The sequence below is a fragment of the Streptomyces sp. NPDC046349 genome, assembly GCF_055587885.1.
Genome location: NZ_JBVJFK010000012.1, coordinates 20,054 through 43,327, shown reverse-complemented (window position 1 = coordinate 43,327; position 23,274 = coordinate 20,054). Strand labels below are relative to the sequence as shown.

Annotated in this window: 19 protein-coding genes and 1 pseudogene; 12 read left to right on the top strand and 8 right to left on the bottom strand. The window is 73.7% G+C overall.

Annotation, left to right across the window (positions count from 1 at the left end; genetic code table 11):
• Window positions 1–159: 159 nt before the first annotated feature.
• Window positions 160–639, top strand: coding sequence for a MarR family winged helix-turn-helix transcriptional regulator (locus ACZ6JS_RS26910; protein ID WP_469301966.1), 480 nt, complete (start codon window positions 160–162; stop codon window positions 637–639).
• Between the two features lie 83 nt (window positions 640–722).
• Window positions 723–1,349: an ATP-binding protein gene (locus ACZ6JS_RS26905; protein WP_469301650.1), complete on the top strand. Its 627-nt coding sequence runs from the start codon at window positions 723–725 to the stop codon at window positions 1,347–1,349.
• A gap of 301 nt (window positions 1,350–1,650) precedes the next feature.
• Here the strand turns inward: ACZ6JS_RS26905 and ACZ6JS_RS26900 are convergent, their stop codons facing one another.
• On the bottom strand, window positions 1,651–2,259 hold the full coding sequence (locus ACZ6JS_RS26900; RefSeq protein WP_469301649.1) for a GOLPH3/VPS74 family protein: 609 nt from the start codon (window positions 2,257–2,259) through the stop codon (window positions 1,651–1,653).
• Between the two features lie 1,238 nt (window positions 2,260–3,497).
• Between ACZ6JS_RS26900 and ACZ6JS_RS26895 the strand changes: the two genes are divergently transcribed.
• The 3 genes from ACZ6JS_RS26895 to ACZ6JS_RS26885 all read left to right on the top strand — a co-directional run bounded on the left by ACZ6JS_RS26895 (window position 3,498) and on the right by ACZ6JS_RS26885 (window position 4,663).
• Window positions 3,498–3,851 (top strand): STAS domain-containing protein, encoded by a 354-nt coding sequence (locus ACZ6JS_RS26895; protein WP_469301647.1) that lies wholly within the window; start codon window positions 3,498–3,500, stop codon window positions 3,849–3,851.
• Between the two features lie 194 nt (window positions 3,852–4,045).
• Window positions 4,046–4,273 carry a hypothetical protein gene (locus ACZ6JS_RS26890; RefSeq protein WP_469301646.1) on the top strand — a complete coding sequence of 76 codons (228 nt, stop codon included), beginning with the start codon at window positions 4,046–4,048 and terminating at the stop codon, window positions 4,271–4,273.
• Window positions 4,274–4,339: 66 nt separating this feature from the next.
• A complete protein-coding gene (locus ACZ6JS_RS26885) occupies window positions 4,340–4,663 on the top strand; it encodes a plasmid stabilization protein (protein WP_469301645.1) in 324 nt (107 codons plus the stop codon).
• A 249-nt stretch (window positions 4,664–4,912) separates the two neighbouring features.
• Here ACZ6JS_RS26885 and ACZ6JS_RS26880 read toward each other — a convergent pair whose 3' ends face one another.
• Window positions 4,913–5,941 carry a saccharopine dehydrogenase NADP-binding domain-containing protein gene (locus tag ACZ6JS_RS26880; RefSeq protein WP_469301643.1) on the bottom strand — a complete coding sequence of 343 codons (1,029 nt, stop codon included), beginning with the start codon at window positions 5,939–5,941 and terminating at the stop codon, window positions 4,913–4,915.
• A 131-nt stretch (window positions 5,942–6,072) separates the two neighbouring features.
• On the opposite strand from ACZ6JS_RS26880, the gene ACZ6JS_RS26875 reads away from it, so the two are divergent.
• Window positions 6,073–7,101: a helix-turn-helix domain-containing protein gene (locus ACZ6JS_RS26875; RefSeq protein ID WP_469301642.1), complete on the top strand. Its 1,029-nt coding sequence runs from the start codon at window positions 6,073–6,075 to the stop codon at window positions 7,099–7,101.
• 159 nt (window positions 7,102–7,260) lie between these two features.
• Here ACZ6JS_RS26875 and ACZ6JS_RS26870 read toward each other — a convergent pair whose 3' ends face one another.
• Entirely contained in the window at window positions 7,261–7,752 is a 492-nt protein-coding gene (locus tag ACZ6JS_RS26870; protein WP_469301640.1) for a hypothetical protein, read from the bottom strand.
• Between the two features lie 484 nt (window positions 7,753–8,236).
• Between ACZ6JS_RS26870 and ACZ6JS_RS26865 the strand changes: the two genes are divergently transcribed.
• The 3 genes from ACZ6JS_RS26865 (at window position 8,237) to ACZ6JS_RS26855 (ending at window position 12,170) form a co-directional block, all read left to right on the top strand.
• Window positions 8,237–9,574, top strand: coding sequence for a fibronectin type III domain-containing protein (locus ACZ6JS_RS26865; protein ID WP_469301638.1), 1,338 nt, complete (start codon window positions 8,237–8,239; stop codon window positions 9,572–9,574).
• Window positions 9,575–9,630: 56 nt separating this feature from the next.
• Window positions 9,631–10,377 carry a lytic polysaccharide monooxygenase gene (locus ACZ6JS_RS26860; protein WP_469301636.1) on the top strand — a complete coding sequence of 249 codons (747 nt, stop codon included), beginning with the start codon at window positions 9,631–9,633 and terminating at the stop codon, window positions 10,375–10,377.
• A 338-nt stretch (window positions 10,378–10,715) separates the two neighbouring features.
• Window positions 10,716–12,170 carry an RNB domain-containing ribonuclease gene (locus tag ACZ6JS_RS26855; protein ID WP_469301634.1) on the top strand — a complete coding sequence of 485 codons (1,455 nt, stop codon included), beginning with the start codon at window positions 10,716–10,718 and terminating at the stop codon, window positions 12,168–12,170.
• A gap of 91 nt (window positions 12,171–12,261) precedes the next feature.
• Here ACZ6JS_RS26855 and ACZ6JS_RS26850 read toward each other — a convergent pair whose 3' ends face one another.
• Window positions 12,262–12,759, bottom strand: a complete 498-nt coding sequence (locus tag ACZ6JS_RS26850) for a pyridoxamine 5'-phosphate oxidase family protein (RefSeq protein ID WP_469301965.1) — start codon at window positions 12,757–12,759, stop codon at window positions 12,262–12,264.
• Window positions 12,745–13,068 (bottom strand): annotated as a pseudogene (locus tag ACZ6JS_RS26845) (VOC family protein); the annotation flags it as partial. The gene ACZ6JS_RS26850 and the pseudogene ACZ6JS_RS26845, both read right to left, overlap by 15 nt.
• A 146-nt stretch (window positions 13,069–13,214) precedes the next feature.
• Here ACZ6JS_RS26845 and ACZ6JS_RS26840 point away from each other — a divergent pair.
• Window positions 13,215–16,130 (top strand): ATP-binding protein, encoded by a 2,916-nt coding sequence (locus tag ACZ6JS_RS26840; protein WP_469301632.1) that lies wholly within the window; start codon window positions 13,215–13,217, stop codon window positions 16,128–16,130.
• Between the two features lie 89 nt (window positions 16,131–16,219).
• Here the strand turns inward: ACZ6JS_RS26840 and ACZ6JS_RS26835 are convergent, their stop codons facing one another.
• A complete protein-coding gene (locus ACZ6JS_RS26835; RefSeq protein ID WP_467282024.1) occupies window positions 16,220–16,669 on the bottom strand; it encodes an iron chaperone in 450 nt (149 codons plus the stop codon).
• Window positions 16,670–17,070: 401 nt separating this feature from the next.
• Between ACZ6JS_RS26835 and ACZ6JS_RS26830 the strand changes: the two genes are divergently transcribed.
• A complete protein-coding gene (locus ACZ6JS_RS26830; RefSeq protein ID WP_469301631.1) occupies window positions 17,071–19,146 on the top strand; it encodes a SpoIIE family protein phosphatase in 2,076 nt (691 codons plus the stop codon).
• Between the two features lie 247 nt (window positions 19,147–19,393).
• Entirely contained in the window at window positions 19,394–19,861 is a 468-nt protein-coding gene (locus ACZ6JS_RS26825) for a hypothetical protein (RefSeq protein ID WP_469301630.1), read from the top strand.
• A gap of 523 nt (window positions 19,862–20,384) precedes the next feature.
• Here ACZ6JS_RS26825 and ACZ6JS_RS26820 read toward each other — a convergent pair.
• Both ACZ6JS_RS26820 and ACZ6JS_RS26815 read right to left on the bottom strand, forming a co-directional pair.
• Window positions 20,385–21,482 (bottom strand): GNAT family N-acetyltransferase, encoded by a 1,098-nt coding sequence (locus tag ACZ6JS_RS26820; RefSeq protein WP_469301629.1) that lies wholly within the window; start codon window positions 21,480–21,482, stop codon window positions 20,385–20,387.
• Between the two features lie 805 nt (window positions 21,483–22,287).
• Window positions 22,288–23,166 (bottom strand): universal stress protein, encoded by an 879-nt coding sequence (locus ACZ6JS_RS26815; RefSeq protein WP_469301628.1) that lies wholly within the window; start codon window positions 23,164–23,166, stop codon window positions 22,288–22,290.
• Window positions 23,167–23,274: the final 108 nt, after the last annotated feature.

Sequence of the window (23,274 nt, the reverse complement as noted above, 5' to 3'; positions counted from 1 at the left end):
GAGTGCATAGTACACATCATATGTATCATGCATATCGCTGCCCGGATCGACCCGACCCCGCCCGCCGCCCGCGCGGGGCCGATCCGCAGACGGGTCGGCGATAATGGAGCGCCGGAAGGAGTGGGAGTCGCAGTGCTGGAGAAACTGGAGCGGGAGCTGATGCTCCTCTCGAGGCATCAGGTGCTCGGCCGGCGCGAGCGCGACCCCGAACGCCTGGAGCGGTCCGCGTACCTGCTGCTCAGCCGGATCGACACACAAGGCCCCATGTCCATCGGGCAGTTGGCGGAGGCCTTCGGACTCGACACCTCCACCGTCAACCGCCAGACGGCCGCCCTGCTGCGCTGCGGACTGGCCGAGCGCGTGGCGGACCCGGACGGCGGCATGGCCCGCAAGCTGCGCATCACCGCCGAAGGCGGGCGCCGCCTCGCCGGAGACCGCGAGGCCAACCGGTCCTGCCTGGCCCGGGTGATCGCCAACTGGTCCCCCGAGGAGGTACGGGAGCTGGAGGACGTCCTGATCCGGCTCAACCGCAGCGCCGAAGCCCTCGAAGGACGGTACTGGCCGCGCGCCGAGGAGGACGACACCCCCGCCGCAGGCCGTCCGGCGACCCCACGCCGATCCGCACCGCGAGCCACGTAGGGGCCGCGAGCCCGCGCAGCCGGCGAATCCCCGTGGCCCGTCGCCCCGGACCGCAGCGAAACCGCAGGGGGGATACTTGCCCGATGGGCACATCGGGGGCTTCCTGGGTCAACACGACGCACGACTGGGCCGGCGGCGTCGACACCGAACATCTGGCACGGATCCGGCAGAGTCCCGCCGAGTTCGCGCCGCAGGGACCCTGGCACCTCGTCCTCGAGGTACTCGCCTACGCCGCTGACGAAGCGTCGGCCACGGGCGGGGGACGCTGCGTCGTAGTCCTCCATCCGGACGGTTCCCTGTCCGTCAGGGATGACGGACGCGGCACCGACACCCGTGCGGACGAGCACGGCCGGATGGTGAAGAAGCCGGTCATGGCCACGAAGGATCTCCGGTTCTTCGACTTCCCGCAGGCCGAGATGCTGCCCGACGGCCGTCCCCGGCGCGGCATGTCCGTGGTCGCGGCGCTCAGCGAGTGGCTCGTCCACACCAACCGCCGCCGCAGCGGGGCCTGGACGCAGCGCTACGCATACGGCGTCCCCGCCACCGATCTTGAAGCCCTCGGGAACGACGGCACGACCGGGACATCGGTCCACTTCAGGCCGGACGGGTCGGTGGGTTCGGTGACCGTGCCGGCGGCCGCCGACCTTGCACGCCTGGCCACGGCCTGGCCGCACCTGCACGTCCGGATCGACGACCGGCGCAACGGCTGACGGATCCGGCCGTTGCCACACGCCGTTGCCGGCGGCGCCGTTGCGGCAGGTCGACGCGGTCCCACGCCGCGAGGGCAGGACCGCCGGCCCGAACGCCCTACGCCCCCATCGCCCGGGACCACGCCGGCACATCGGCCGGGTCCCACACCTCGAGGAGCCGGGGGAGGAGTACGGCCTCCCGCCGGACGGACCCACATGCCCCACCCCCGGCCGCGCCGTACGCCCCCGCGCCGGGGATGGCTCGACCGGCTCCGTCGGGGGAGGCCGGCACTCGTGGCGACGAGCGCCTGGACGGCGCGGCCTAAGGGACCCGCCACACGTTGGCGAAGGCCGTGTTCTCGATGGAACGCCGCTGGCGTACAGCCTCCAGTTCCATCACCGCGTCGTGGACCGCGGCCAGCACGGTCGCCACCGCTTCGCCGGCCGGGCCGGCATCCTCGGGGAGGCCTTCACCACGGCGGATGCCGATGGCCGCGGCGAGGGCTCCGAGGACGGGTTCGCCCTCCTGCCAGCGACTCTGTGCGCCACGCCGGGCGGGTGTGTCCGCGAGCTCCATGCGTTCGGCCCCCCAACCCAAGAGGCCGCGCCGCGGACGCGTCAGCAGGCCGTCCTCCTCGAACGCAGCCTGGTAGGCCGCTGCGAGCTCACGGCCCCTGCGCCACAGCCAGTCCTCGACGTTCTCGTGCGGCACCGTCCGCACGAGTGCCGACGCCGCCGCGCCGAGCAGCCGATCGTCCAGGTCCGGCCGGGGGCCCGGCACGATGAGGTCGCCGTCCAGGCCGACGGCCCCGGCCTGGAGGAGATCGATCAGTTCGGCGCCGGCGAGGGACAGGGAAAGGTCGCCCTGCCCCACGGAGCGCTCCGGTTGGGGCTCCAGGGCAAGGGTGAACAGGTCTTTCGCCGTGGTCATGTACGGCCCCCTCGTCGTCGGCCGCACCCGCGTCGCGTCGCGGGGCGGGGTGAGGGCAAGTATTCCTCAGCCGTGGTCCATTGCCTCCATCACCACGTCCGGGACCGGCTGTTGGGGACGGCGCCGTGTCCGTCCGGCAGCGGTGGTGCCATTCGACGGCAGCCGGCTCGTCCCCCGCGGCCGGGCGTGGCGCCTTCGCCGGCGAAGGGGTCAGTGGCGAAGTGCCCGGTGGCGCGGTAGCGCCTCGGCGAGGAAGGTCCGGGAGCTGCCGGCCGAGGCACTCGGGCCGGGCCGTCCGCGCGCCACCGGCCCCACCCTGACCCGGCTGCCGCAGAAACACGCCGTGGGACATCGAGGACGGCGGAGCGCCATCGGCAGGGCCACGCGGCGTTGCGGCACCCGGCGGACGTCCCCCGCGGTGCGGCGCTTCTCCCCACCGGTGTCCGGTGCCGGCCGCCGGGTGCGCCGACCTCGTAGGCGCGAGCTGCCCCCGCCGGGTGCCTCCGCAAGCCCGAAAGGGGGGCAGCGGTCGTCCTCGGCCGCGGCGGCCGGCCGGCGACCGGGCATGACACCCCCGGGCATCTCAGGTGCCAGGGTCACAGCTCCTACCGGGCATGATCGTCATGCCCGATCCCCGGGACGGCCGGGCCGTACGCGCGGTGGTCCCCCGTCGGTGGCCCACGACAACGGCCCGAGCCCCGGTGCCGCCCCGTGCCCGGCGTTCGTCGGCTGAGGAACGGCCGCTGCGCCGCGTTAGAACCGGTCCTCCCGGACCGAGGCCGGGCGGTCAGGTCCGCGGGGGGTTCGCGGGGTCTCGCGTGCGGGTCGTCGGCGAAGAGGGCGAGAAGCGCCGCGGTGTCATCACCCCCGAGGCGAAGTTCCGCCACGCCGCCGAGGCGGGCCGCGACGGTAGGCGCCGTCCCTGGCGTACCCGGGTGAGGTGTATCCCTCTTGCTCCAGTCCGCGACGATCGCCTGGACGGCCCCGCTCGGTGAGCACGCAGGTCGCGGCGACCTCCCGGAGGCGGACTTCGGGGTCGCGGGCGAGCGCGAGCAGGGCGCGGGCGTGGCTGGTCAGGAACCACGGCCTGTGGGGAAGACCTTCGGCACCCATGGCCCCATTTGCGCCCCCTTTTTGTGTACGCGCCGTTTTCACGTTTTTATTGACGTAGGTCGTCCGGATACCGACGATGCTGTTGGGAAGCGGAAAACAGCCCCAGAACGTGTGGGGAGGCAGACATGACCTCCATCGTGTCCGATCGCCGCCTCAGCTCCCCGGAAGACGCCGACCTGGAGGTCGGGGTGGTCCCCGGTCCGCGGTCCGGGACGGTCCGGGTGGTGGTGAGCGGCGAGATCGACTTCGACAACGCCGCGTCCCTGCGCCGGGTGCTGCTGGCCGCGCTCGTCTCCCACCGCGGCACGCTCCTCGTAGATCTTGAGCGAGTGGCCTTCTGCGACTGCGCGGGCCTCAACACGCTCCTGGCCGCCCGCTGCGCGGCTCTGCAGGCGGGCCGAGGCCTGCGCATCACGGCGGCCGGCCACCGGGTGGAGCGGCTCCTGAACCTCACGGGCACCCGCTCCCTCTTCATGTGAAGGCGCCCGCCCCCGGCCCGGGGGGCGATGCCCACACCGAGGCGACGAGACCGGCGCCCCCGGGCCCATACCTGCGGCCGCTGCGGGAAGACGCACGAAATACACCCGGCCGGTTCACCGAGAGCCGACCGCGTGTCCCTGAAGGCCAAGGGAGGGCAGGACGCCGCCCGTCGACAACGGAGAGCCGGCCGATCATGAACGCCGAGAAGCACGACCCACGCCCGAAGCTGCTCCCCGACGAGGGCGCGGCCGTGGACGAGCACGGCCGCCCCCCGGGAGCCCCGTCCCGGACCGGCACCGGCACCGGCCCGCCCGCCGACCCCGCCCGTGTGGAGCGTGCCGCCGAAGGAGGGACGCGCAGGAAGGACGGAGCGCCGCCGTCGGAGGAGGGCGCAGGAGGGGGCCGCGGTCCGGCTGAATGAGGCGGCCAGGGGTGGGAAGGCGCAGCACAGGTGCCGAGATCGAACGACGAGCCGAGGAGGGTTGTCATGCCCCGTGGATCCAGCCCCAAGCGGGAACGGCAGTACGAGCACATCAAGGAGAGCGCCGAACAGCGCGGCGAGAGCACGAAGCGCGCCGAGGAGATCGCCGCCCGCACCGTGAACAAGGAACGCGCCCGCGCCGGCGAGTCGAAGACCGCCTCCCGGACCTCCCTTCAGGACATGTCGTCCTCCGAGCGCGGCGGCCGGCGCTCCCACAGCGGTGCTCAGGGCCCCACCAAGGAGCAGCTGTACAACGAGGCCAAGCACAAGGGAATCGAAGGCCGTTCGAAGATGGACAAGGCACAGTTGAAGCGCGCTCTCGGCCACTGAAACCGGCGGGGGGCGCCAAGCACTGCGGCCGGCCGCACAAGGCCGGGGAGACCGGACGGCACGTGCTCGACCCGTGGCGGTCGGAGCACTGCCCCCGCCCCATGGCGCTCGGGCACCGTACCGGGCGAAGCAGCGGACTGGGGGACAGGGACCGCACCAGGCCAGAGTGTCGGCCGTTTCGACGCAGGTCGCCGGGTCGCCGGGTCGCCGGGTCGCCGAACGCGGGGCGCACGGGCGCTTGCCTGCCCGCTACGGGAGCAGTTCGAGTGCGACGTGCGGGCAGAGGGCCCGCAGGAAGTCCGGGGCGTCGAAGATCTCGCCCGCCGCGGCGACACCGACGGTGCGGGTGCGGCCGGTGAGGACGCGTTCGACGGCTTCGACGACGAGGGGTGCCGTGACCGCGTAGATGTCCTGACCGCGGGCCACCGCCCGGCGCTCGGCGCCGCCGCGCCGGACGACCACGTCGACGACGAAGGCCTGGTCGGACCGGCCGCTCTCGTCGGCGGCGGCCGGCGCGGGCGTGTCGGGGGCCGCGATGTCCCGGACGGCGTCGGCCGTCATGTAGGTGGTGACCTCCGGGACACGGAGGTGGCTGGGCACGGTCACTACGTCGGCCATCGTGAACTCCCCGACCACGGGCCGGGTGCCCATCGGCTGCGGGAAGCGCCACTCGAGAGTGGGCGCGGCGTCGGTGCGGTACTCCCACTGCCCGCCCGTGTAGCGCAGACGCCGCCCACCGCGCCGCTCCCGGGAGACCGCGCCCGACAGCCGCGTCCCCGCGGTGGGGTGCCAACTGCTCAGACCGTAGGCGATGTGCGCCTCGTCGGCCTCGCTCCAGTCGCCCATGGCGGCGGTGGCCAGCAGGTCGCCGAGGCCGCCGAAGAAGGCCATCGCGGGGACGACGACCGCGCCGGCATCCCGTGCCGGGCCGGTGAAGTGCGCGAAGGTGTCGATGTTGGCCTCCAGCTCGGCCGCCACGTCCAGGTACGGGATCCCGGCGCGCAGGGCCGCTTCGATCACGGGGGCGGTCGTCGAGGCGAACGGACCGGCGCAGTTGACGACGGCGGCCGTGCCGGCCAGCGCGCGGTCGAGCGACTTGGGGTCGTCCACCGTCGCCGGGCGGGCGTCCAGCCCCGCCCCGTCCGCCAGCACCTTCAGCCTGCCGGCGTCGCGGCCGGACAGCACCGGGACGAACCCCCGCGCCACCAGCTCCCTCACCACGAACCGGCCGGTGTGCCCGTACGCGCCGAACACCGCCACCTGCTGACCCGATCCCATGAACCCGCTCCTCCACGCCGAAGGCACCGCCGCGGCTCCTGGTGAACCGCAGCGCTCCGTCAGGAAGATCCTGGCGCGGGGCGACCTTCCACACGAGTGTCCGGAACGACATGACCCGTACACTTCCGGACGTGACCACTGTTGCCCTGGCCATCACCGACGGCATGCTGCATTTCGAACTGTCCCTGGCGATCGAGGTCTTCGGCTCCGATCTGACCCACATCGTCGAGCCCTGGTACGACTTCGCGCTCTGCGGTCCGAGCCCCGTCCGGGTCGACCGCTTCCGGCTGGAGCCCGACCACGGACTCGACCGCCTCAGGCGGGCCGACACCGTGATCGTCCCCGGCTGGGCCGACGTCGACCGGGACCCGCCGGCGGAGCTGGTCGACGCCGTGCGCGCGGCCCACGAGGCGGGGGCCCGCGTGGCCTCCCTGTGCACGGGCGCGTTCGTGCTCGCCGCCGCCGGCCTCCTGGACGGCCGGCGCGCCACCACGCACTGGGCGCACACCGAGGAGCTGACCAGACGCCACCCCCGCGTCACGGTGGACCCCGACGTCCTCTACGTGGACAACGGCAGCGTGCTCACCTCCGCGGGCAAGGCCGCCGCCATGGACCTGTGCCTGCACCTGGTGCGCCTCGACCACGGCTCGGCCGTCGCCAACACGATCGCCCGGCGCCTGGTCGTGGCTCCGCACCGCGACGGAGGCCAGGCCCAGTTCGTGACCACTCCCGTGCCCACCCCCGGCAACCATCCGCTGGCCCGCCTGTTCCCCTGGGTGCTGCAGCGCCTCGACCAGGCGCTCACGGTGGAGGACCTGGCCCGTCAGGCCGGCATGAGCTCGCGCCACCTGGGACGCCACTTCAGATCGGTCACCGGCACCACCCCCCTGCAGTGGCTGCTCACCCAGCGCATCCGGCATGCGCAGGAACTGCTGGAGACCACCGACGACACCGTCGACACCATCGCGACGGCCACCGGCATGGGCACCGCCACCACCCTGCGCCGCCACTTCGCCCGGACGGTCGGCGTCCCGCCGGACACCTACCGCCGCACCTTCCGCACCCGCACCCGCCCCGTTCTCGCGGCCGTCCCCGCCCTGCCGGGCGGCACGACGGCCTCCGGGGCCCTGGCCGCACGGGTGGGCGCGGCGGGCGGATGACCGTCCGGCGGGCCGGCGCATCCGCCCGGCGGTCGCCCGCCCGCGGAAACCGTCCCGGACGGCCGCCGGCAGCCCGCGCCCAGACCGCCGGCGGCCGCGTACCGGCGCAAGCGGCCCGGGTGCGGGCCGGGCCGCCGTGCGGCCCGGCCCTTCAGCGGATCAGGCGCGCACCGAGTGCCACGAGGTGCACTTGCGCTCGCTGCCCTTTACGACGCATCCACGCATCTTGTAGGGGTTCCCCTCGGGCAGGTTGCCGGACACGACCTTCATGTAGATCGCCTTGTGGCCGCGCGTGGAGGCGATGCGGCCGGTGCTCAGCTCGGCCTCGACCGCCCAGCCGTCGGGGCTGATGTCCTTGGCGATGAGGGAGTCGCCCGGGATGTCGGGCGCGGGCTGCGGGTCGGCGTTCCAGCGGACGAAGCCCATGTTGTGGCCGTCCTGGGGGCTGGAGATGTGGAGCGTGAGCGACCCGTCCCCGGACCTCGCGGCAGCCCCCGCGACCCCGGCCATGGACACGGAGAGGCCGCTGTCGGGCGCGAGGTCACCCGTCTCGTCGGCGATGGCGGTCCCGGCCCCGGCGGTCAGCGCCACGCCGACGAACAGGGCGGACGAACCGAGGACCGCACCGATGCGCTTGTGTATCGAACTCATGTTTTCCCTTGTTCCCGCGCACGGCAGCACGCCACCGCACGCACGCTCTCCGCCAACCTTTCGAACGCGCTGGCGGCCAGTCAAAAACACTGTAACCAGGCCCATTTGGAAACCTACTGGCGGGTACCCGCCGAATCGGCGGCGCACCCCCGCGGCGCTGCTCCTGCCCCACCCGACTGCCCCGGCGCCCCGCCGCCGGAGGCCCGTTTCGGCCCCGGACCGCGCCACCATCCACGGCGGCCCCCGACGGAGGCAGGACCCGCACCCGGAAACAGAGAGTGATCTTCAGTGTCCGCAGGGTCGAAGGGCGCCGACAGGGGATCAAGGGCGCCCTATCCGGACCTTAAGGGACGGATAACAGCCGGCCCGCAGCCCCCCGAAGGCCCGTTCCGGCCGCAAACCGCGCTTAGTGTCACGGGTGTTGACCGAGGCACTTTCGATGCCGCCGCTGCACCGGCGGATCGGCTTTACCAAGAGGTTTGTGATGTCCCGAAAGCGAATTGCCCTGGCCTGCGCGGCCGTGGTCGTCGGGGTCGGCTCCGTCGTCATCCCCGTGGCCGCCAACGCGGGAGAAGAAGAAAACGCACTCAGCGCCGCCTGCCGCGTCGCGGACCAGGCCACCGTGTGGTGGGCGTCCGGCGAGGTCTCCCTGGCCAACAAGGGCGACCGGCCCGTACGGGACTGGACCGCCGAGTTCGACGTGTCGCAGGGACAAGTCACCCTCGACAACCCCTGGGCGTACGAACTCCGCCAGGACGGCAAGCACGTCACCATCAAGCCGATCGCCGACCGCGCCGACGTGGCCGCCAAGGGCAACCGGGCCGTCAAGGTCGGGATCAACCCCGCCGGCAAGGCCATACCCAAGATCACCGGATGCCGCGTGAACGGCGCGTCGGGCAACGGGAGCGACACCGGCACGAACACGGCCGTCCCCGCCGACAGCGGCTCCTTCGTCAAGGACCACACCGCCGTCCACCTGATGTGGAAGCCGCCCGCCGGCGGCGCCGAGATCGTGCGCTACGAGGTCTTCCGCAACGGCAAGCAGCTCAAGACCGTCAAGGACACGATGACGGACATCGAGCAACTGGCCCCCGCCACCCGCTACACGTTCAAGGTCCGCGCCGTCCGCGCCGACGGCCGCACCACCGGCTTCAGCAAGGACATCGTGCTCACCACCCTCGCCGCGCCCGGCCAGGACAAGGCGAAGCCGGTCATCCCCGCGGACCTGGAAGCCACGGCCTCCGGCCCGTACCAGGCCGCCCTGCGCTGGCGCGCGGCCACCGACGACGTGGCCGTCACCGGCTACCGCATCTACCGCAACGGCGCGAAGGTCCAGGAGGCCGACGCCAAAGCCACCTCGGCCACCGTCTCCGGCCTGACCGCGAGCACCGCCCACCGCTTCAAGGTCACCGCCGTCGACGCCTCCGGCAAGGAGTCCGACCCGACCCGCGAAGCACAGGTGACGACCACCGCGGCACCCGACGGCAACACCGGCACCGCCGCCCCCGGCGACTTCGCCGCCACCACCGCCACGAAGCAGGACGGCGGCGTCACCCAGCACTACCTCAACCTCACCTGGTCCGTCCCGCAGGGCGTCGGCCAGATCACCACCTACCAGGTCCACCTGAACGGCAAGCCCGCCCAGACCTTCATGTGGGGCACCGGCGACCCGGTACTGCCCGTACCGGCGACGAAGGGCTCGCGCGAGGTGCTCGTCGGCTCCCACCCCGGCTCGACGTACACCGTCAAGATCCGGGCGCGGCTCGGCGACGGCACGTGGGGCGCGTTCTCCCGCGAGCTGACCGTGAAGACGGGCGGCTGACCGCCCGCCTGCCTCCCCCGCGCACGACCGACCCATCGACCAGGAGCGTCCCCCTCATGAGCACGACCCGCCCCGCCGCCACGACTTCCCCCGCCCCGCAACGGCCCCCGGCCCGCCGCACCGCCCTCCTGCGCCTCACCGCGCTCGCGGCCCTCCCCCTCGCCGTGACCACCCTCGGCTCCGCGCCCGCCTCCGCCCACGGCTCCACCGCCGACCCGGTGAGCCGCAGCGTCGCCTGCACCAAGAACCCCAAGGCCAGTGAGGCCTGCCGGCAGGCCCTCGCCCAGAGCCCCGGCATCCCCGGCGACTGGAAGTCCATCGTCCAGGGCCGCGCCATCGACCACAGCACCCCCACCTCCTCCCCGCAGCACCGCGCCCGCATACCCGACGGCAAGCTGTGCAGCGCGGGCAACGCCCAGTTCTCCGGCCTGGACCTGCCGCGGGACGACTTCCCCTCCACGACACTGCCCGGCGGCGCCGAGTACGACCTCCGCTACGACATCAGCGCGCTGCACAACCCGTACCGCATGGAGATGTACGTCACCAAGGACGGCTACGACCCGAAGAAGCCGCTGAAGTGGTCCGACCTGGAGGACACCCCCTTCCTCAGCGCCGACAACACCGCGGCCACGGCGGCCCCCTCGGGCTTCCTCGGCGCGAAGGCGTTCACCTTCAAGGCGGTGCTCCCCGAGAAGAAGGGCAAGCACCTGATCTACACGATCTGGCACGGCCTGAAGCGGCCCGACGGCTCCTTCCAGAGCGAGGAAGCCTTCTACTCCTGCTCGGACGTCACCTTCAAGTAGGCGGCGGCCGCCGCCCCCACACCACCCCGAGCCCGGACACCCCCTTCCCGGGCTCGGGGCCCCCCCACGCCACCGCCCGCACCGGCCGGCCGCCGCACCGGGAAGCGGAACAGGGCCGGCCACAGCCCGCCGAACCGCGGCGACCCGCCGCGTGCCGCACAGAACGCCGACGGAACCGATGCACGCGCAGGCAGCGCAAGCCGTGCCGACCTCACCCGACGCGCCGGCGCACACGGACGTCAGGAGGGTGCCCGATGCACCCGCCACCCGAGGGCGCCGCTCCGCCGTCCGGACCCGCTCACCGCGCCGGTCCCCGACCGCAGTCCTACGCTCGGGGCATGCGACGCCGCCCCATGCACATGTCCGCCGAGGCCCAGGACGCCCTGCGCTCCGCGCTGGTGGAACTCCGCGCGGAGCTGAAGGTCCCCCTGACCTTCCCCAAGCGCGTCCTCAAAGCGGCCGACAGGGCAGCGGCCCAACCCCAGCTGAACCACAAGGACGCCACCCACCTGCCCTTCTTCACGATCGACCCGCCGACCTCGAAGGACCTCGACCAGGCCATGCACCTGGAACGGCGGCCCGGCGGCGGCTACCGCGTGTACTACGCCATCGCGGACGTGGCGGCCTTCGTCAGAGCGGGCAGCCCTCTGGACATCGAGGCCCACGACCGGATCGAGACGCTGTACTTCCCCGACCTCAAGGTGCCCCTGCACCCGCCCGTCCTCTCCGAGGACGCGGCCAGCCTGCTGCCGGGCAAGGACCGCCCCGCCCTGCTGTGGCAGCACGACCTCGACGGCCACGGCAACCTGACCGACTCATCCGTCAGCCGGGCCATGATCCGCAGCCGGACCCAGCTCGACTACGCGTGCGCCCAGCAGACCATCGACAACGGCACCGCGGAGGACTCCCTCGCCCTGCTGCGCGAGATCGGCGAGCTGCGGGAGGCCGTCGAAATCGCGCGCGGCGGCATCTCGGTGAACCTGCCGGACCAGGAGGTCACCGTCGAGGACGGATCGTTTCGACTGCGCTACGTGGCCACGCTGCCGGTCGAGGGCTGGAATGAGCAGATCTCCCTCATGACCGGGATGTCCGCGGCCCGGATCATGCTCGACACCGGTACCGGCATCCTGCGGACCCAGAGGGAGCAGGCCGATCAGAACGTGGTCAGGCGCCTGCACGACCTCGCCAAGGCCCTGGGCATCGTCTGGCGGCCCGGCATCTCGTACGCCACCCTGGTGCGCAAGCTCGATCCCCGGAACCAGCAGCACATGGCCTTCCTCAGCGAGGCCACGAGCACGATGCTCAAAGCGCAGTACACCGTCTTCCGCGACCACCAGACGCCGGAGCACACGATGCACGCGGCGATTGCGGCCCCGTACACCCATTGCACGGCCCCGCTGCGGCGCCTGGTCGACCGGTACACCGGTGAGCTGTGCGTGGCAGCGTGCGCGGACAAGGCCCCGCCGAACTGGGTGCTCGACGCCCTGCACTGCATCCCGTGCGACACCGCACGGGGGAAGAGCGGCCTGGCGGACCGGCAGACCGTGGACCTGGCCGAGGCCGCGATGCTCAAGGACCGCGTGGGCGAGGTGTTCGACGCCGAGGTCATCGACACCGACGCGGAGCGGGGCAGGCCGCGCGAGGGCAAGGTGTTCCTGGCCGACCCTGCCGTGCTGGCCAAGGTCGTCTCGACCGACGGCCTGGACCTCCAGCTCGGATCCACCGTCAGGGCCAGGCTCAAGCAGGCGGACCCCGCCGCGGACGAGGACAAGGTCCTCTTCACCGTGCCCTGAGCCCGGCAAAGCGGATCGCCGGGCAGCGGTGGGCCGGTGCCGTGGACACGGCAGGAAGCGGCCGGCGTCCCGTCGGACGAGCCGGCGCCCGTCAGACGAGCCAGCGGCCCTCCCGCATCAGTTCCCGGTCGGCCAGCTCGTCCTCCTCACGCCATGCCTGGATGCGGTGCGGGGTGATGTGGAACCAGCGGTAGGCCGTGGTGAGCGCGCGCGGGTCGAAGCCGGTGCGTGCGGCGAAGCGGTCACCCGGCTCCTGCGCGAGGGCGTCGATGCCGAGGACCTCCACGGTGCCGTCGATCATCGTGACGTCCCGGGTGGGACCGAGCGCGAGGCGGACGGTCCCGGCAGCGGCCAGGTTCCTGCCGGTGGGGCTGTCCGCGGCAGTGGCCACCCGCAGGACCCGGCCGTCCCAGTCGAAGGACAGCGGCACCAGGTACGGCGCACCGCCGGCGGAGGCGGTCGCCACCCATACGTCGACGTCGTGGGCGAGCCGGTGCTCGGTGTCGAGACGGCGCCGGGCACGGGAGCGGGGGGCGGCGCCCGCCCGGTCCTGGAGGACGCCGAGGACGTTGCCGTCGGGGTCGGCCACCGTCGCCACCAGCCGACCGCCGCCGACGTCGTGCGCGGACTCGGTCACGGTCGCGCCCGCCGCGGCCGCCGCGGCCAGCGCCGCCCCGATGTCCGGCACGTGCCAATAGGCCACCGGCGACGTCATCGCCTGCGGTCCGCCGCCCGGCACCAGCCCGACGTGCTGCCCCGCGGCCTCGAAGCCGACGTAGTAGGGCGAGTCGTTGCTCGGCGGCACACCGAGCAGAGCCGCATACACCCCCTTGGCCCTCCCCAGATCGGACACCGGGTGGAGCACCGTCTTGATTCCCGACGTGGACGAGCCGGACATGGAACTCCCTTGAAGTCATGGGCCGCAACGCCCCGTTCGGTGTGCGCTCACAGCGTCCCGCCCGGCACGGGCGGCCGGCATCCGTGGTGACCACGGAGACGAGCACGGAGCGGGAGCACGCACGGGTGTGCGACAGAATGAGGGCCATGGGAGAAGCAGCGAACATCTCGCCCCGCGAGACCGAGGTGCTGGAGCTGGTCGGAGACCACCTCAGCAACGCGGAGATCGGGGCACGGCTGTACATCTCGGTGCGCACGGTGGAGACCCATGTCTCCTCCCTCCTGCGCAAGTTGGAGGTCCCCGACCGGCGGGCCCTGGCCCGGCGCGCGTCCGACCGGACGGCCACCGGCCGGCGGCGCCCGGCACCGGCGCTGCCGATGCGCCTGACCCCGTTCATCGGCCGGGCGGGCGAGCGGGCCGCGCTGACCGCGATGCTCACGGAGCACCGACAGGTGACCGCCGTCGGCCCCGGCGGGGTCGGCAAGACCCGGCTCGCGCTGGCCGTGGCCTCCGACGCCGCCGACGAGTTCGCCGACGGGGTGTGGTTCGTCGACCTCGTGCCGGTCACCGATCCCGCCATGATCGCCACCGCGGTCGCCGAGGCACTCGGCCTCGGCGAGCAACTGGGCCACGACATGGCCGAGTCCGTGGCCGCCGCACTGGCCGACCGCCACGCCCTGCTGGTGCTGGACAACTGCGAACACGTCGTGGACGGGGCGGCCCTGTTCCTCGAACACCTGTTGGCCGCCTGCCCGCACCTCCGCGTACTGGTGACCAGCCGGTCCCGCCTGATGGTGCCGTTCGAACGGGTATACCCGGTCCCCTCACTGTCCCTGTCGCCGGCCGGCGACGACGACGGCGGCGGCTCGGACGCGGTCGCGTTGTTCATCGACAGGGCCACGTCGGTGGGCCGGCCACTGGATCCCCACCAGTACGGCCAGGTCGCCGAAATCTGCGAACGGCTGGACGGCATGGCGCTGGCGATCGAGCTGGCCGCCGCCCGCTACCCCACCCTCGGACTGGACGGCATCACCGCGGCCCTGGCCCACCCCCTGCGCATGCTCACCGGAGGCTCCCGCGCACAGGACCGGCACCGCTCGGTGCGGGCGGCTCTGGACTGGAGCCACGACCTGCTGGACCCGGCAGACCGGGCCCTGCTGCGCCAGGTGTCGGTGTTCGTGACACCGTTCACCGCGCCGGCGGCGGCAGAGGTCACCGGGTTCGACGCGGCGACCGTCGCCGACGGGCTGGCCCGACTCGCCGAACAGAGCCTGCTGGCCGTGACGTTCTCCCCGGACGGCACCCGCTACCGGGCGCTGGAGACGCTGCGCCAATACGGCGCCGACCGCCTCACCGAGGCCGGCGAACTCCACGACACCCGGGCCCGGCACCTGAACTGGTGCCTCGCCCGAAGCGCCGAACTGGCGCTGCCGCGAACGGACTGGAGGGCCCGGTTCGACCGGGCGGCCGACGAACTGCGCGCCGCCCTCGCATGGGCGGAGAACCGGCCGGAGCAGCGCGCGGACGCCCACCGCCTCGCCCACGCCCTGGCCGGGCTGGCCTTCACCCGCCATCTGATCGCCGAGTCCCAGCAGCGGTACGAACAGGCCGCCGCGCTCGCGAACACCCCGGCCGACACGGCGGCGATGCTCCGGCACGCGGCAGCCGTCGCCGCCTGCCGCCTGCACGGCGACGACATGCACCGCCTCAACCGTGCGGCCGCCGACGTCGCCCGCCGAGCGGGCGACACCGCCGCAGCCGCCCGCGACCTGGCGGCCGCCGCCAGCAACGCCTACCGGTTCTCCAGCAAGTTCGTACGCAACCTCCCGCCGGAGGAAGCCGACGCGCTCATCACCGAGGCGCGGGAACTGGCCGGCGCCGACCCCTCCGCCCGGGCCGCGGTCGCCCTGGCCGAAGCCGGACGAGCCCTCACCCACGCGATCGCGACCGCCCACAGCCCGGCGGCCGACGCTCCCTCCCCAACGCCGCACGCGGCGGGCAGCCCCGCCGGCCCCACCGTCCAGGAAGCCGTCGCATCCGCCGAACGGGCCGTCGAACTCGCCCGACTCGAAGGGGACCCGCTCGCACGGTCCGCCGCCCTCGACACCCTCGCCGGCGCACTGAGCTGGGCCGGGGACGCGTTCGCGGCAGCGGCCACGGCCCGGCGCCGGGTCGAGCTGCTCTCGTCCGCCCCGTCCGCCCCGTCCGCCCCGTACGCCTCGGATGCCGCCCCCTACGCTTTGGCCGCCCCGTACGCCTCGGGCGGCCCGGCCTACACCCACGAGCTGATCGAGGCACTCGGCGAGGCCACCGAAGCCGCCCTCGGCGTGGGGGACCTGCCCGGCGCCCGCCACTGGGCACGGCGGCTCGCGGACCACCCGCAGCTGGCCGAGGTCGGCCACCGCGCCACCGGCTGGCTCCTCGTCGCCGACACCCTGGCGGGCGACGCCGAGCAGGCACTCACCACCGGCCTGCGGTTCCGCGAAGCGTGGCAGCGCGCCGGCAGCCCCGCCCGGGCCGTCCTCGGTCCGCCCGCGGCAGCGATGGCGACGATCCACGGACTGCGCGACGACCCCGAAGCCCGCCGGGACTGGAGCACGGTGCTCACACACGTCGACCCCTCCCCGTGGAACACCCGCGGATACGGGGCGGTCTTCGACGCCATCCTCATGCTCCACCAGGGGCGGCCCGAGGCAGCCCTGGAACGGACGGCTCCCGAACCCGCACAGGTACGGCAGTGGACCACCTGGATCTGGCTCCACTGGTACGTGGCACTACGCGCCGAGGCCTCCGTGCTCGCCGCAGCCCCCGACGCCGCCACCCGCCTGGCCGAGGCCCGGACCGCCGTGGCCGGCAACCCCGTCGCCACCGCCCTCGTGGAACGCGCGACGGCACTGCTCGACGCCGACACCGAACGGCTCCTCGCCACCGCCACCGCGTTCGACGCCGCCGGCTGCCGCTACCAGTCGGCACGAACCCTGACCCTCGCCGGCGGCGAGCACACGGCCCGCGGCGCGCGCGCCCTCACCGGCCTCGGTCTCGCCCCGATGACCATCCGGTAGCCGCGCCACGACGCGGCCCTCACCCGCGGGCGCCGCCGCGACCCGGCCGGACCGGCCCCCGCCGGACCGGCGACCGCGGCCGCCGCGTCTCACACCGCCCGCTGCACGAGCTCGGCGATCCGCGCCTCCACCTCGGGCGTCACCTCGGTCAGCGCGAAACCGGCCGCCCACATCGGACCGTCGTCCAGCGTCGCCAGGTCGCTGAAACCGAGCGTCGCATAGCGCGCCTTGAACTTCTGCGCGCTCTGGAAGAAACAGACGACCTTGCCCTCCAGGGCGTAGGCGGGCATCCCGTACCAGAGCTTCGGCGCGAGGCCCGGGGCGTTGGCGGTGACGACGGCATGGACGCGCTCGGCCATGACCCGGTCCGACTCCTGCATCTCGGCGATCTTCGCCAGCACGTCCCGCTCCGCCTCAGCCGCCTTCTCCGCAGCCGAACCACGACGTGCCGCCTTCTTCTGCTCCAGAGCGTGCGCCTTCATCGCGGCCCGCTCCTCGACGCTGAACCCCTCGTACGTGCTGCTGGCGGTGCCGGCCATGGTCACTCCTTCAGTCGCTGGTCACGACCGGCCCGCTCTGCTGCCGGGCCGATCGCCGTGACCACAGACTGCCCCCGCCGGCCCGCACACCGCCTCCGTGCCGACCACGGAGAACACCACGGACCACGAGCCGGTGGCGGACCCCGGTGCCCGCCGGCAGCCGCAGGAACAGATCCGCCCGGGCGGTGCTGTGAAGGTCCCGCCGCCCCCTCCCCCCTACAGGCCCCGTCCACTCGGCGCCGCGGGCGCCGCGACGCCGGCGCGCTCAGGCACAGGCCCCTCGGCGTGGCGCGGCGGCCCGTACTGACGGGCTGGTCTACATGTGGGGACGAGCCGGAACGGTCGGGTGCCCCGGACGGCGCCGACATGCGGCGAATCCGCGGCGACAGAGGGTGGTGGCGATGGGCCGGGGTGACTCGACCAGGGCTGTGGACGGCCCGGAGGCGGCGTTGCTGGAGGCCTTGTTCGGCCAGTCTCCCGTGGGCCTGCACGTGTTGGACACCGACCTGAGGATCGTACGGGTCAACACCGCCACGCCTGCCATGCGGCACATCCGGACGAAAGACGTGCTCGGGCGCCGCTTCGAGGAGGTCTATCTCCCCCTCCTCGAGGACGCGGCCGCGGTCGCGTCTCTCGTCCGGGGGGTGCTCGACAGCGGCCACTGCGTGGTGGGGCATGTCGTGCAGGCCCACCCCAAGCCCGGTCCCGGGGGGCAAAACTTCTACGAGATGTCCGCATTCCGCCTCCAGACACCCCCCGGAGAGGTCCTCGGCGTCGCGCTGCTCGCGGTGGACGTCAGCGAGCGGGAGAGGGGGCGGGCACGCGCGGTGGTCCTGAACGCCGTACGCCAGGAGGTCGGGCGGTCCCTCGACGTGGTCGCCACCTGCCAGGAACTGGTGGACACCCTCGTACCGGCTTTCGCCGACGTCGCGGTCGTCGAAGTGGTGGATGCCGTCGTGCGGGGAGAGGAGCCCCAGCCCTCTCCCCTCGCGCCGGGCGTGCCCCTGCGCCGGGCCGCGTTCCGCAGCAGCGGCGACGCAGGAGCCCACGAGCCGCAGGCCCACCCGCTGGGCGACGTACGCAGCCTGCCTTCCCCCACTCCGTACACACAGGCGCTCGCCGACCTGCGGCCCCGGGTGGTGGCACTCGACGGCGACCTGCCATGGCTCGCAGCCGACCCGGACCGGACCGACGCGATCCGCCGGTCGGGGGCGCACACCCTCATCACGGCTCCGCTGGCCGTGCGGGGCAACGTGCTGGGGCTGATCAGCCTCTACCGCACGCGGCAGCCGGTCGGCTACGACGAGCCCGACGCCGACCTCGTGCTCCAGCTGGCCGACCACACCGCCCTGTGCATCGACAACGCCCGCCGCTACACCCGAGAACACACCATCGCCGCGACGGTCCAGCGCAACCTGCTGCCCCGCCGCCCCCTCTCACGCACCGCACTGGAGACGGAGCACCTCCTCGTACCCGCCGAAGGAGTCGGCCAGTGGTACGACACCATCGCCCTCTCCGGAGCCCGCACCGCACTGGTCGTGGGCACGGTCGCCGGCAGCGGCATCCACACCGCCACCGTCATGGGACAGCTGCGCATCGTCATCCGCTCCCTGTCCGCCTTCGACCTGCAGCCCGACGAACTCCTGGCGCGGCTGCACGGCACCGTCGCGTCCCTGGCAGCCGAGCGCGCCGGCCTTCCGCCCTCCGACCCCCTCCACCAGCAGGCACTCGCAGCCAGCTGCGCATACGCCGTGCACGACCCGCTGAACAGGACCCTCACCGTCGTGGGCGCCGGCTCCGCGGCTCTCACCCTGATCCCACCGGACGGCACTGCCTGCGCACCGGAACTCACTTCCGGCTCGCCGCTGGGCGGGCCGGAGCGAACACCCTTCGCCGCCTCCCGTTTCGACGTCCCCGACGAGAGCCTCGTGGTGCTCTCCACCCGCCCCATCCCGGCCCTGGAAGCGGTCGGCCGCTCCCCGGGCACCGACGGCCGCTCGCTCGCAAGCCTGCGCGACGATGTCCTCTACGCGCTTCCTGCCGAGAGCCGCGCCACGCCCACCGCGGTCCTGTTCGCCCGTACCCGTGCCTTCCCCGCCGAGAACGTCGCCACGTGGCGACTCCAGGCCGCGCCCACGGCCGCGGCGGCCGCCCGGCACCATGTGCGCCGGCAACTCACCACGTGGAACGTGGACGAGGAGACCGCCCACAACACCGAACTCATCGTCAGCGAGCTGGTGACCAACGCCGTCCGCTACGGCAAACCCCCTCTGGAGCTGCGGCTCATCCACGACCGCACACTCGCCTGCGAACTCCGCGACGCCGGCGTCGCCGCCCCGCACCTGCGCCACGCCGGTCCGGCCGACGAGGGCGGCCGCGGCCTGTTCATCGTCGGCGAGCTCGCCGACGACTGGGGCGTGCGCTACAACGAGCACGGTAAAACCATCTGGACCGAACAGGCCCCCCGCACCCCGTGAATGAGGCGAGGACGCCGGCAGGCCGCTTGGGCGGGGACGGGACCGTGGACCTCCTGACCGTCCTGCTCCGGCGGCGCGATCCTCTTCGCCCCGGCCTGCCCCGGCGGCCGGCTGCTCCTGCGGACCCGCCGCGGCTCCCTGGTCCGAGCCCGGTTGGTCCCCGCGGTCCTGCACCGCGGTGCTCCTTTCGGAGGACATGGCACCGAAGGCGCTTACACCGCGGCGTGGGAGGGGGATGTGCGCGGGTATGACCAGCAGCGACGGAGACGGGCCGGACCGCGTCCACATGCGGCCCGAGGGCGTCGGCGATGCCACGGTGGAGGCACTGGGGTCGTTGTCGAAGGCTTTGGAGACGGTGGAGCGGGCCCGCGGTCACCTGTACGGATTCCACCAGCTGACCGGGACGGCGGACCTGGAGCTGGACCGGGCGGTGAGGCTGCTCCGCGACGCCGGCCACGACGAATGGGCCGACCGCGTCGAGGAGGAGATCCTCGGCCGCAACGTCATTCCGGGCCATTGGACCTTCCAGATCGTCGAGGCGTACAACCGCACCTACTACGAGCCGTTCCGCGCCCTGGAGCGAGCAGCCCTGGACGCCATGGCAGCAGGTCGCGACCACCTCTACGAAGCGGAGATGAAGGAAGCACGCCGTACCGCCGGGCACCCCGACCACACCGCCCGCCTCCGTGCCGGGGAGCTCGGGCCCGGAACGTAGCGGCCCGTCCCGCCGCGCGGGCAGCGGCGCCCACTCTCGACTCCACCGCGAGGCGCTCTCGCAGCGGCGAACGGCGCTGCGCCCACCGCCCCCCGCCGGCCGGCTCTGCGGCGAGTGCCACGGCTCACCGCCGGGGACGGGCGCCTCATCATCGGCGCCCTCAACCTCCCCCGCCCGGACCCCGACCTCCCACCCCCTCACGACGGAAGGCGTCCGCCTCCTCGAGGCACTCCTCCCCACGGCCACGACGTCCGTGCTGACCCGGAGCCGGGAGCCCCTGCGGCCCTACGGCAACATCGCCGCACCCGGGCCGCCCTCTGCGCGAAGGCCGCTCCGGACACCGCCGCCGGCATGCTTGCCGCCACCGCCCCCGAAGGGGCCGGCCCATGGCGGCGACGGCCCCGGCGCCGGCCTCCCGGACCCGGCGCCGGGGCCGGTGCAGACGGCGCCGCAGACGGCTGTGCCGTTCCGGTGTTCCGCAGCGGGGGCCGCCGCCCGTGACCAGCCGGGTCCCGATGCGGTCTCACAGGCCGTTGGTCCGGTCACGCATCCTGCCGACCGCGGCCAGCGTGCGCAGCGCCGCGGCCTTGAGGTGCGGCCGCTCGCGCACGAACCCCCGGACGGCGCGTGGCGGTTCGTGGCTGAGCCAGTGCAGGGCCGCCCCGGCCCCGGCCCGCAGCACGGCACCCTCGTGCACGATCAGCTCCCGTGTCTTGAGGGAGTCCTTGTAGGCGGCGTCGCCCCTGCCGAGATCGAGCATGCCGATCCCGGCGGCCGCGGCGGCCTCGATCATGCGGAGGTAGAGGACGCGTCCGGGACTGAACGTGGCGAAGCTGCGGTCGTAGGCGGGGAACCAGCACGACAGCACGGTGCGCGAGCGCAGACCGAAGTGCGCGGCCACGGGCCGCCCGCCCGCGTAGAGAACCGACAGCAGGCCCGAGCAGGCCGGTGTCTGCGTGGCGGCGAGCATCCGCACCAGGTTGTTGATCCACTCCTGGGCGAACCGGTCGCGCCGGCCGGTCCGGCGGTACTGGGCGGACTTCCACGCCATCAGCGTCCGCAGGACCGCCGGATCACGCTCGTCGAACACGAACCGCAGCGGCCCGGCCTGCCGGGCCAGGCGGCGTTCCTGCGCCCGGGTCGCCTTCAAGAAGGTGCGGGAACCGGCCCGGAGCAGGCTTTCGTAGCCCGCGTATCCGCCGGCGAGGTCGATGACGGGCGAGGCGAACCGCCCGGTGGCGAAGGGCAGGAACAGGTCCTGGCCGCTTTCGAGGTGGTTGAACTCCCAGACGGACAGGGAACTGGCACGCAGCAGCTCGTGCGGGTCCACGGCCACACCGGGGCGCAGCACGGCCCCCTGGCAGTCGGACACACCCAGGCCGATGGCACGGCCGCGGCCCCACCGGCCCCGCTCGAAGGGAAAGAAGCCGGCCGGCTCGCCGTCCTGGCGCACCACCGCGACCCTGGCACCCTGCCGGACACGGCCGATCGCCTGGCAGAACTCCGGGCTCATGAAGGGGTTAGCCTCCGGCGCCGTACTGGCTCGCAGTTCACCCCACCGCTCCAGGTCGGCCGGGCTCAGCTCGGCAGGGCGAATCACGTCGATGCGTTGAACGGTCACTACGGCTCCTGATACGTCGAAATGCTCACCGGGCCTGACCGGCTGCCGGCACACGAGTGGCGGGCTGCGGCCGGGCCGGGGCGCGCTCCCGGCCCCGTTGGCAGCGGCCGGAGACGGTGTGCGGGGGCGCCCTACGGTGTTGAACGACTGTCGGAGTATTAGGCAGTGGCGGGCCGGGGCCGCCGCCGCGGAGCACCCCTGCGACGGCGTTCGCCCAGTGCAGTGCCACCGCCGCGAGTGCCGGTCCGAACCGGTGGCGCCCCGAGCCCCGGCGGCAGTTGTTCACCTGCCGGCCGTGACGGCACGCGCCGAGCCGGCGTCGACGTACCTGCTGGTCGTGCCGCGTGCCGAGTCCGTGCGTCAACCGGTCGACATGAGCACGGGCCCGGCCGCGGGGCCTCGCCGGGGGCAGAGGTCGGCGGCCGGCCGGCGGGCGACACCGGAAGAGGCCGAAGAGATGTTCGGCGGCTTCCGGATCGGCGGTGGGCGGGAGTTCGCCGAGCCGCACCCCGCGGGGGAGCAGAGCGAGTACGACGGCGCGCCGGCTCTCCGCCCACTCCCGGCAGGGTCCGGTGAAGGCGGGGGGCGACTCGGGATTCGGCCATGAGGCCGCGCAGCTGCGCCCGGTCCTGCAACTGGTGCCGGCGTGCCCTCGTGCCCGACGTGGGCCGGCGGCGGAACCCGACGTGCCGGCGAGTCGTCGGGCGGCGGCCGGTGGCGGTCCGCACCACCTCGCCCCCGGCCGCCTCCGCCATCGCTCCCTGCAGACCGGACGAGGAGGGGGCCGCCGTGCCTTCCCCGCTCGCTACGCCCGGCCCCGGCCGCTGCCTTCGCTCCTGCGGTCCGGGCGGCGCCGGGGCACGACCATGACCGGGCACTGGGCGTGGCGCAGCAGGTCACCGGTCGCGGATCCCGGCCGTATGCGGCTACCGCGCCGCGGCCCGCCGAGGACGAGGAGGGCGGCGTCGCGGCTCGCCTGCAGCAGCGCCAGGGCGGTGGCGGAGGAAGCCACCTGTATGTCCGTGGTCAGCTCCGGCCACCGCCCGCGCAGGAACGCGGCCTCTTCCTGGAGGAACCGTCGCTCGGCCAGCAGGACACCCTTCTGGCTCTGCTGCCCGTGCGGGGCGAGTCCGGGAGGCAGCGGCTGCGGTCGCATGTCGGCGTGGAGGAGCAGCAGGGCCGTATGGCGCAGGTCGGCCTCGCCCGCGGCGGTCTCCAGGACGGTCCGGTCGCGGGCGGGGTCCCCGACCGCGGCGGTCACCGGGCCACCGCGGGCCGGCCAGTCGCGCAGCACGGTCACAGGGCAGGACGCGCCGCCGGCGACGCCGAAGGCCACCGAGCGGTTCAGCAGCCGGGACAGACCGCGCCCGGGCGGCCCCACGACCACCAGCCGAGCTGTTGCGGCCTGCTCGATCAGTGCGGCGGACGCCTCCACCTCCCGGACGAGCGTTTCGACCGGGAGGCCCGGGAAGTCGGCCCGGACCTGCTCGGCGTGCGAGGCCAGCCACTGTGTCTGCGCCGGATCCTCGACCCCGGCGTGGAGGAGGCGCAAGCCGTCCGCATGGCGGATGACCGCTTGGCGTGCGGCGTAGACGATGACACGCGTGGCCTCCGGGCCGGGTTCGACGCCCGCCAGGACGAAGCCGCGCCCTGAAGGCGCCGGACCGTGTGCTGCCCGCTCCATCCGGACCTCCCGCAAGGGCCGCCGGGACACGCGCCGGCTCGGCGGTTGCTTTCTCGCTGTGCCCCTGCCCGGCGGTCTTCGGCGTACACCCGCCGCCGCGCGGCCCTC

What these genes read in the sequence shown, in the direction of transcription:
- ACZ6JS_RS26910 (WP_469301966.1), top strand. Translation starts at nt 160, where the DNA reads ATGCTCCTCTCGAGGCATCAGGTGCTCGGCCGGCGCGAGCGCGACCCC.
- ACZ6JS_RS26890 (WP_469301646.1), top strand. Translation starts at nt 4,046, where the DNA reads ATGAACGCCGAGAAGCACGACCCACGCCCGAAGCTGCTCCCCGACGAG.
- ACZ6JS_RS26815 (WP_469301628.1), bottom strand. Translation starts at nt 23,166, where the DNA reads ATGGAGCGGGCAGCACACGGTCCGGCGCCTTCAGGGCGCGGCTTCGTC.
- ACZ6JS_RS26860 (WP_469301636.1), top strand. Translation starts at nt 9,631, where the DNA reads ATGAGCACGACCCGCCCCGCCGCCACGACTTCCCCCGCCCCGCAACGG.
- ACZ6JS_RS26830 (WP_469301631.1), top strand. Translation starts at nt 17,071, where the DNA reads ATGGGCCGGGGTGACTCGACCAGGGCTGTGGACGGCCCGGAGGCGGCG.
- ACZ6JS_RS26905 (WP_469301650.1), top strand. Translation starts at nt 723, where the DNA reads ATGGGCACATCGGGGGCTTCCTGGGTCAACACGACGCACGACTGGGCC.
- ACZ6JS_RS26880 (WP_469301643.1), bottom strand. Translation starts at nt 5,941, where the DNA reads ATGGGATCGGGTCAGCAGGTGGCGGTGTTCGGCGCGTACGGGCACACC.
- ACZ6JS_RS26885 (WP_469301645.1), top strand. Translation starts at nt 4,340, where the DNA reads ATGCCCCGTGGATCCAGCCCCAAGCGGGAACGGCAGTACGAGCACATC.
- ACZ6JS_RS26835 (WP_467282024.1), bottom strand. Translation starts at nt 16,669, where the DNA reads ATGGCCGGCACCGCCAGCAGCACGTACGAGGGGTTCAGCGTCGAGGAG.
- ACZ6JS_RS26870 (WP_469301640.1), bottom strand. Translation starts at nt 7,752, where the DNA reads ATGAGTTCGATACACAAGCGCATCGGTGCGGTCCTCGGTTCGTCCGCC.
- ACZ6JS_RS26895 (WP_469301647.1), top strand. Translation starts at nt 3,498, where the DNA reads ATGACCTCCATCGTGTCCGATCGCCGCCTCAGCTCCCCGGAAGACGCC.
- ACZ6JS_RS26900 (WP_469301649.1), bottom strand. Translation starts at nt 2,259, where the DNA reads ATGACCACGGCGAAAGACCTGTTCACCCTTGCCCTGGAGCCCCAACCG.
- ACZ6JS_RS26840 (WP_469301632.1), top strand. Translation starts at nt 13,215, where the DNA reads ATGGGAGAAGCAGCGAACATCTCGCCCCGCGAGACCGAGGTGCTGGAG.
- ACZ6JS_RS26855 (WP_469301634.1), top strand. Translation starts at nt 10,716, where the DNA reads ATGCGACGCCGCCCCATGCACATGTCCGCCGAGGCCCAGGACGCCCTG.
- ACZ6JS_RS26865 (WP_469301638.1), top strand. Translation starts at nt 8,237, where the DNA reads ATGTCCCGAAAGCGAATTGCCCTGGCCTGCGCGGCCGTGGTCGTCGGG.
- ACZ6JS_RS26825 (WP_469301630.1), top strand. Translation starts at nt 19,394, where the DNA reads ATGACCAGCAGCGACGGAGACGGGCCGGACCGCGTCCACATGCGGCCC.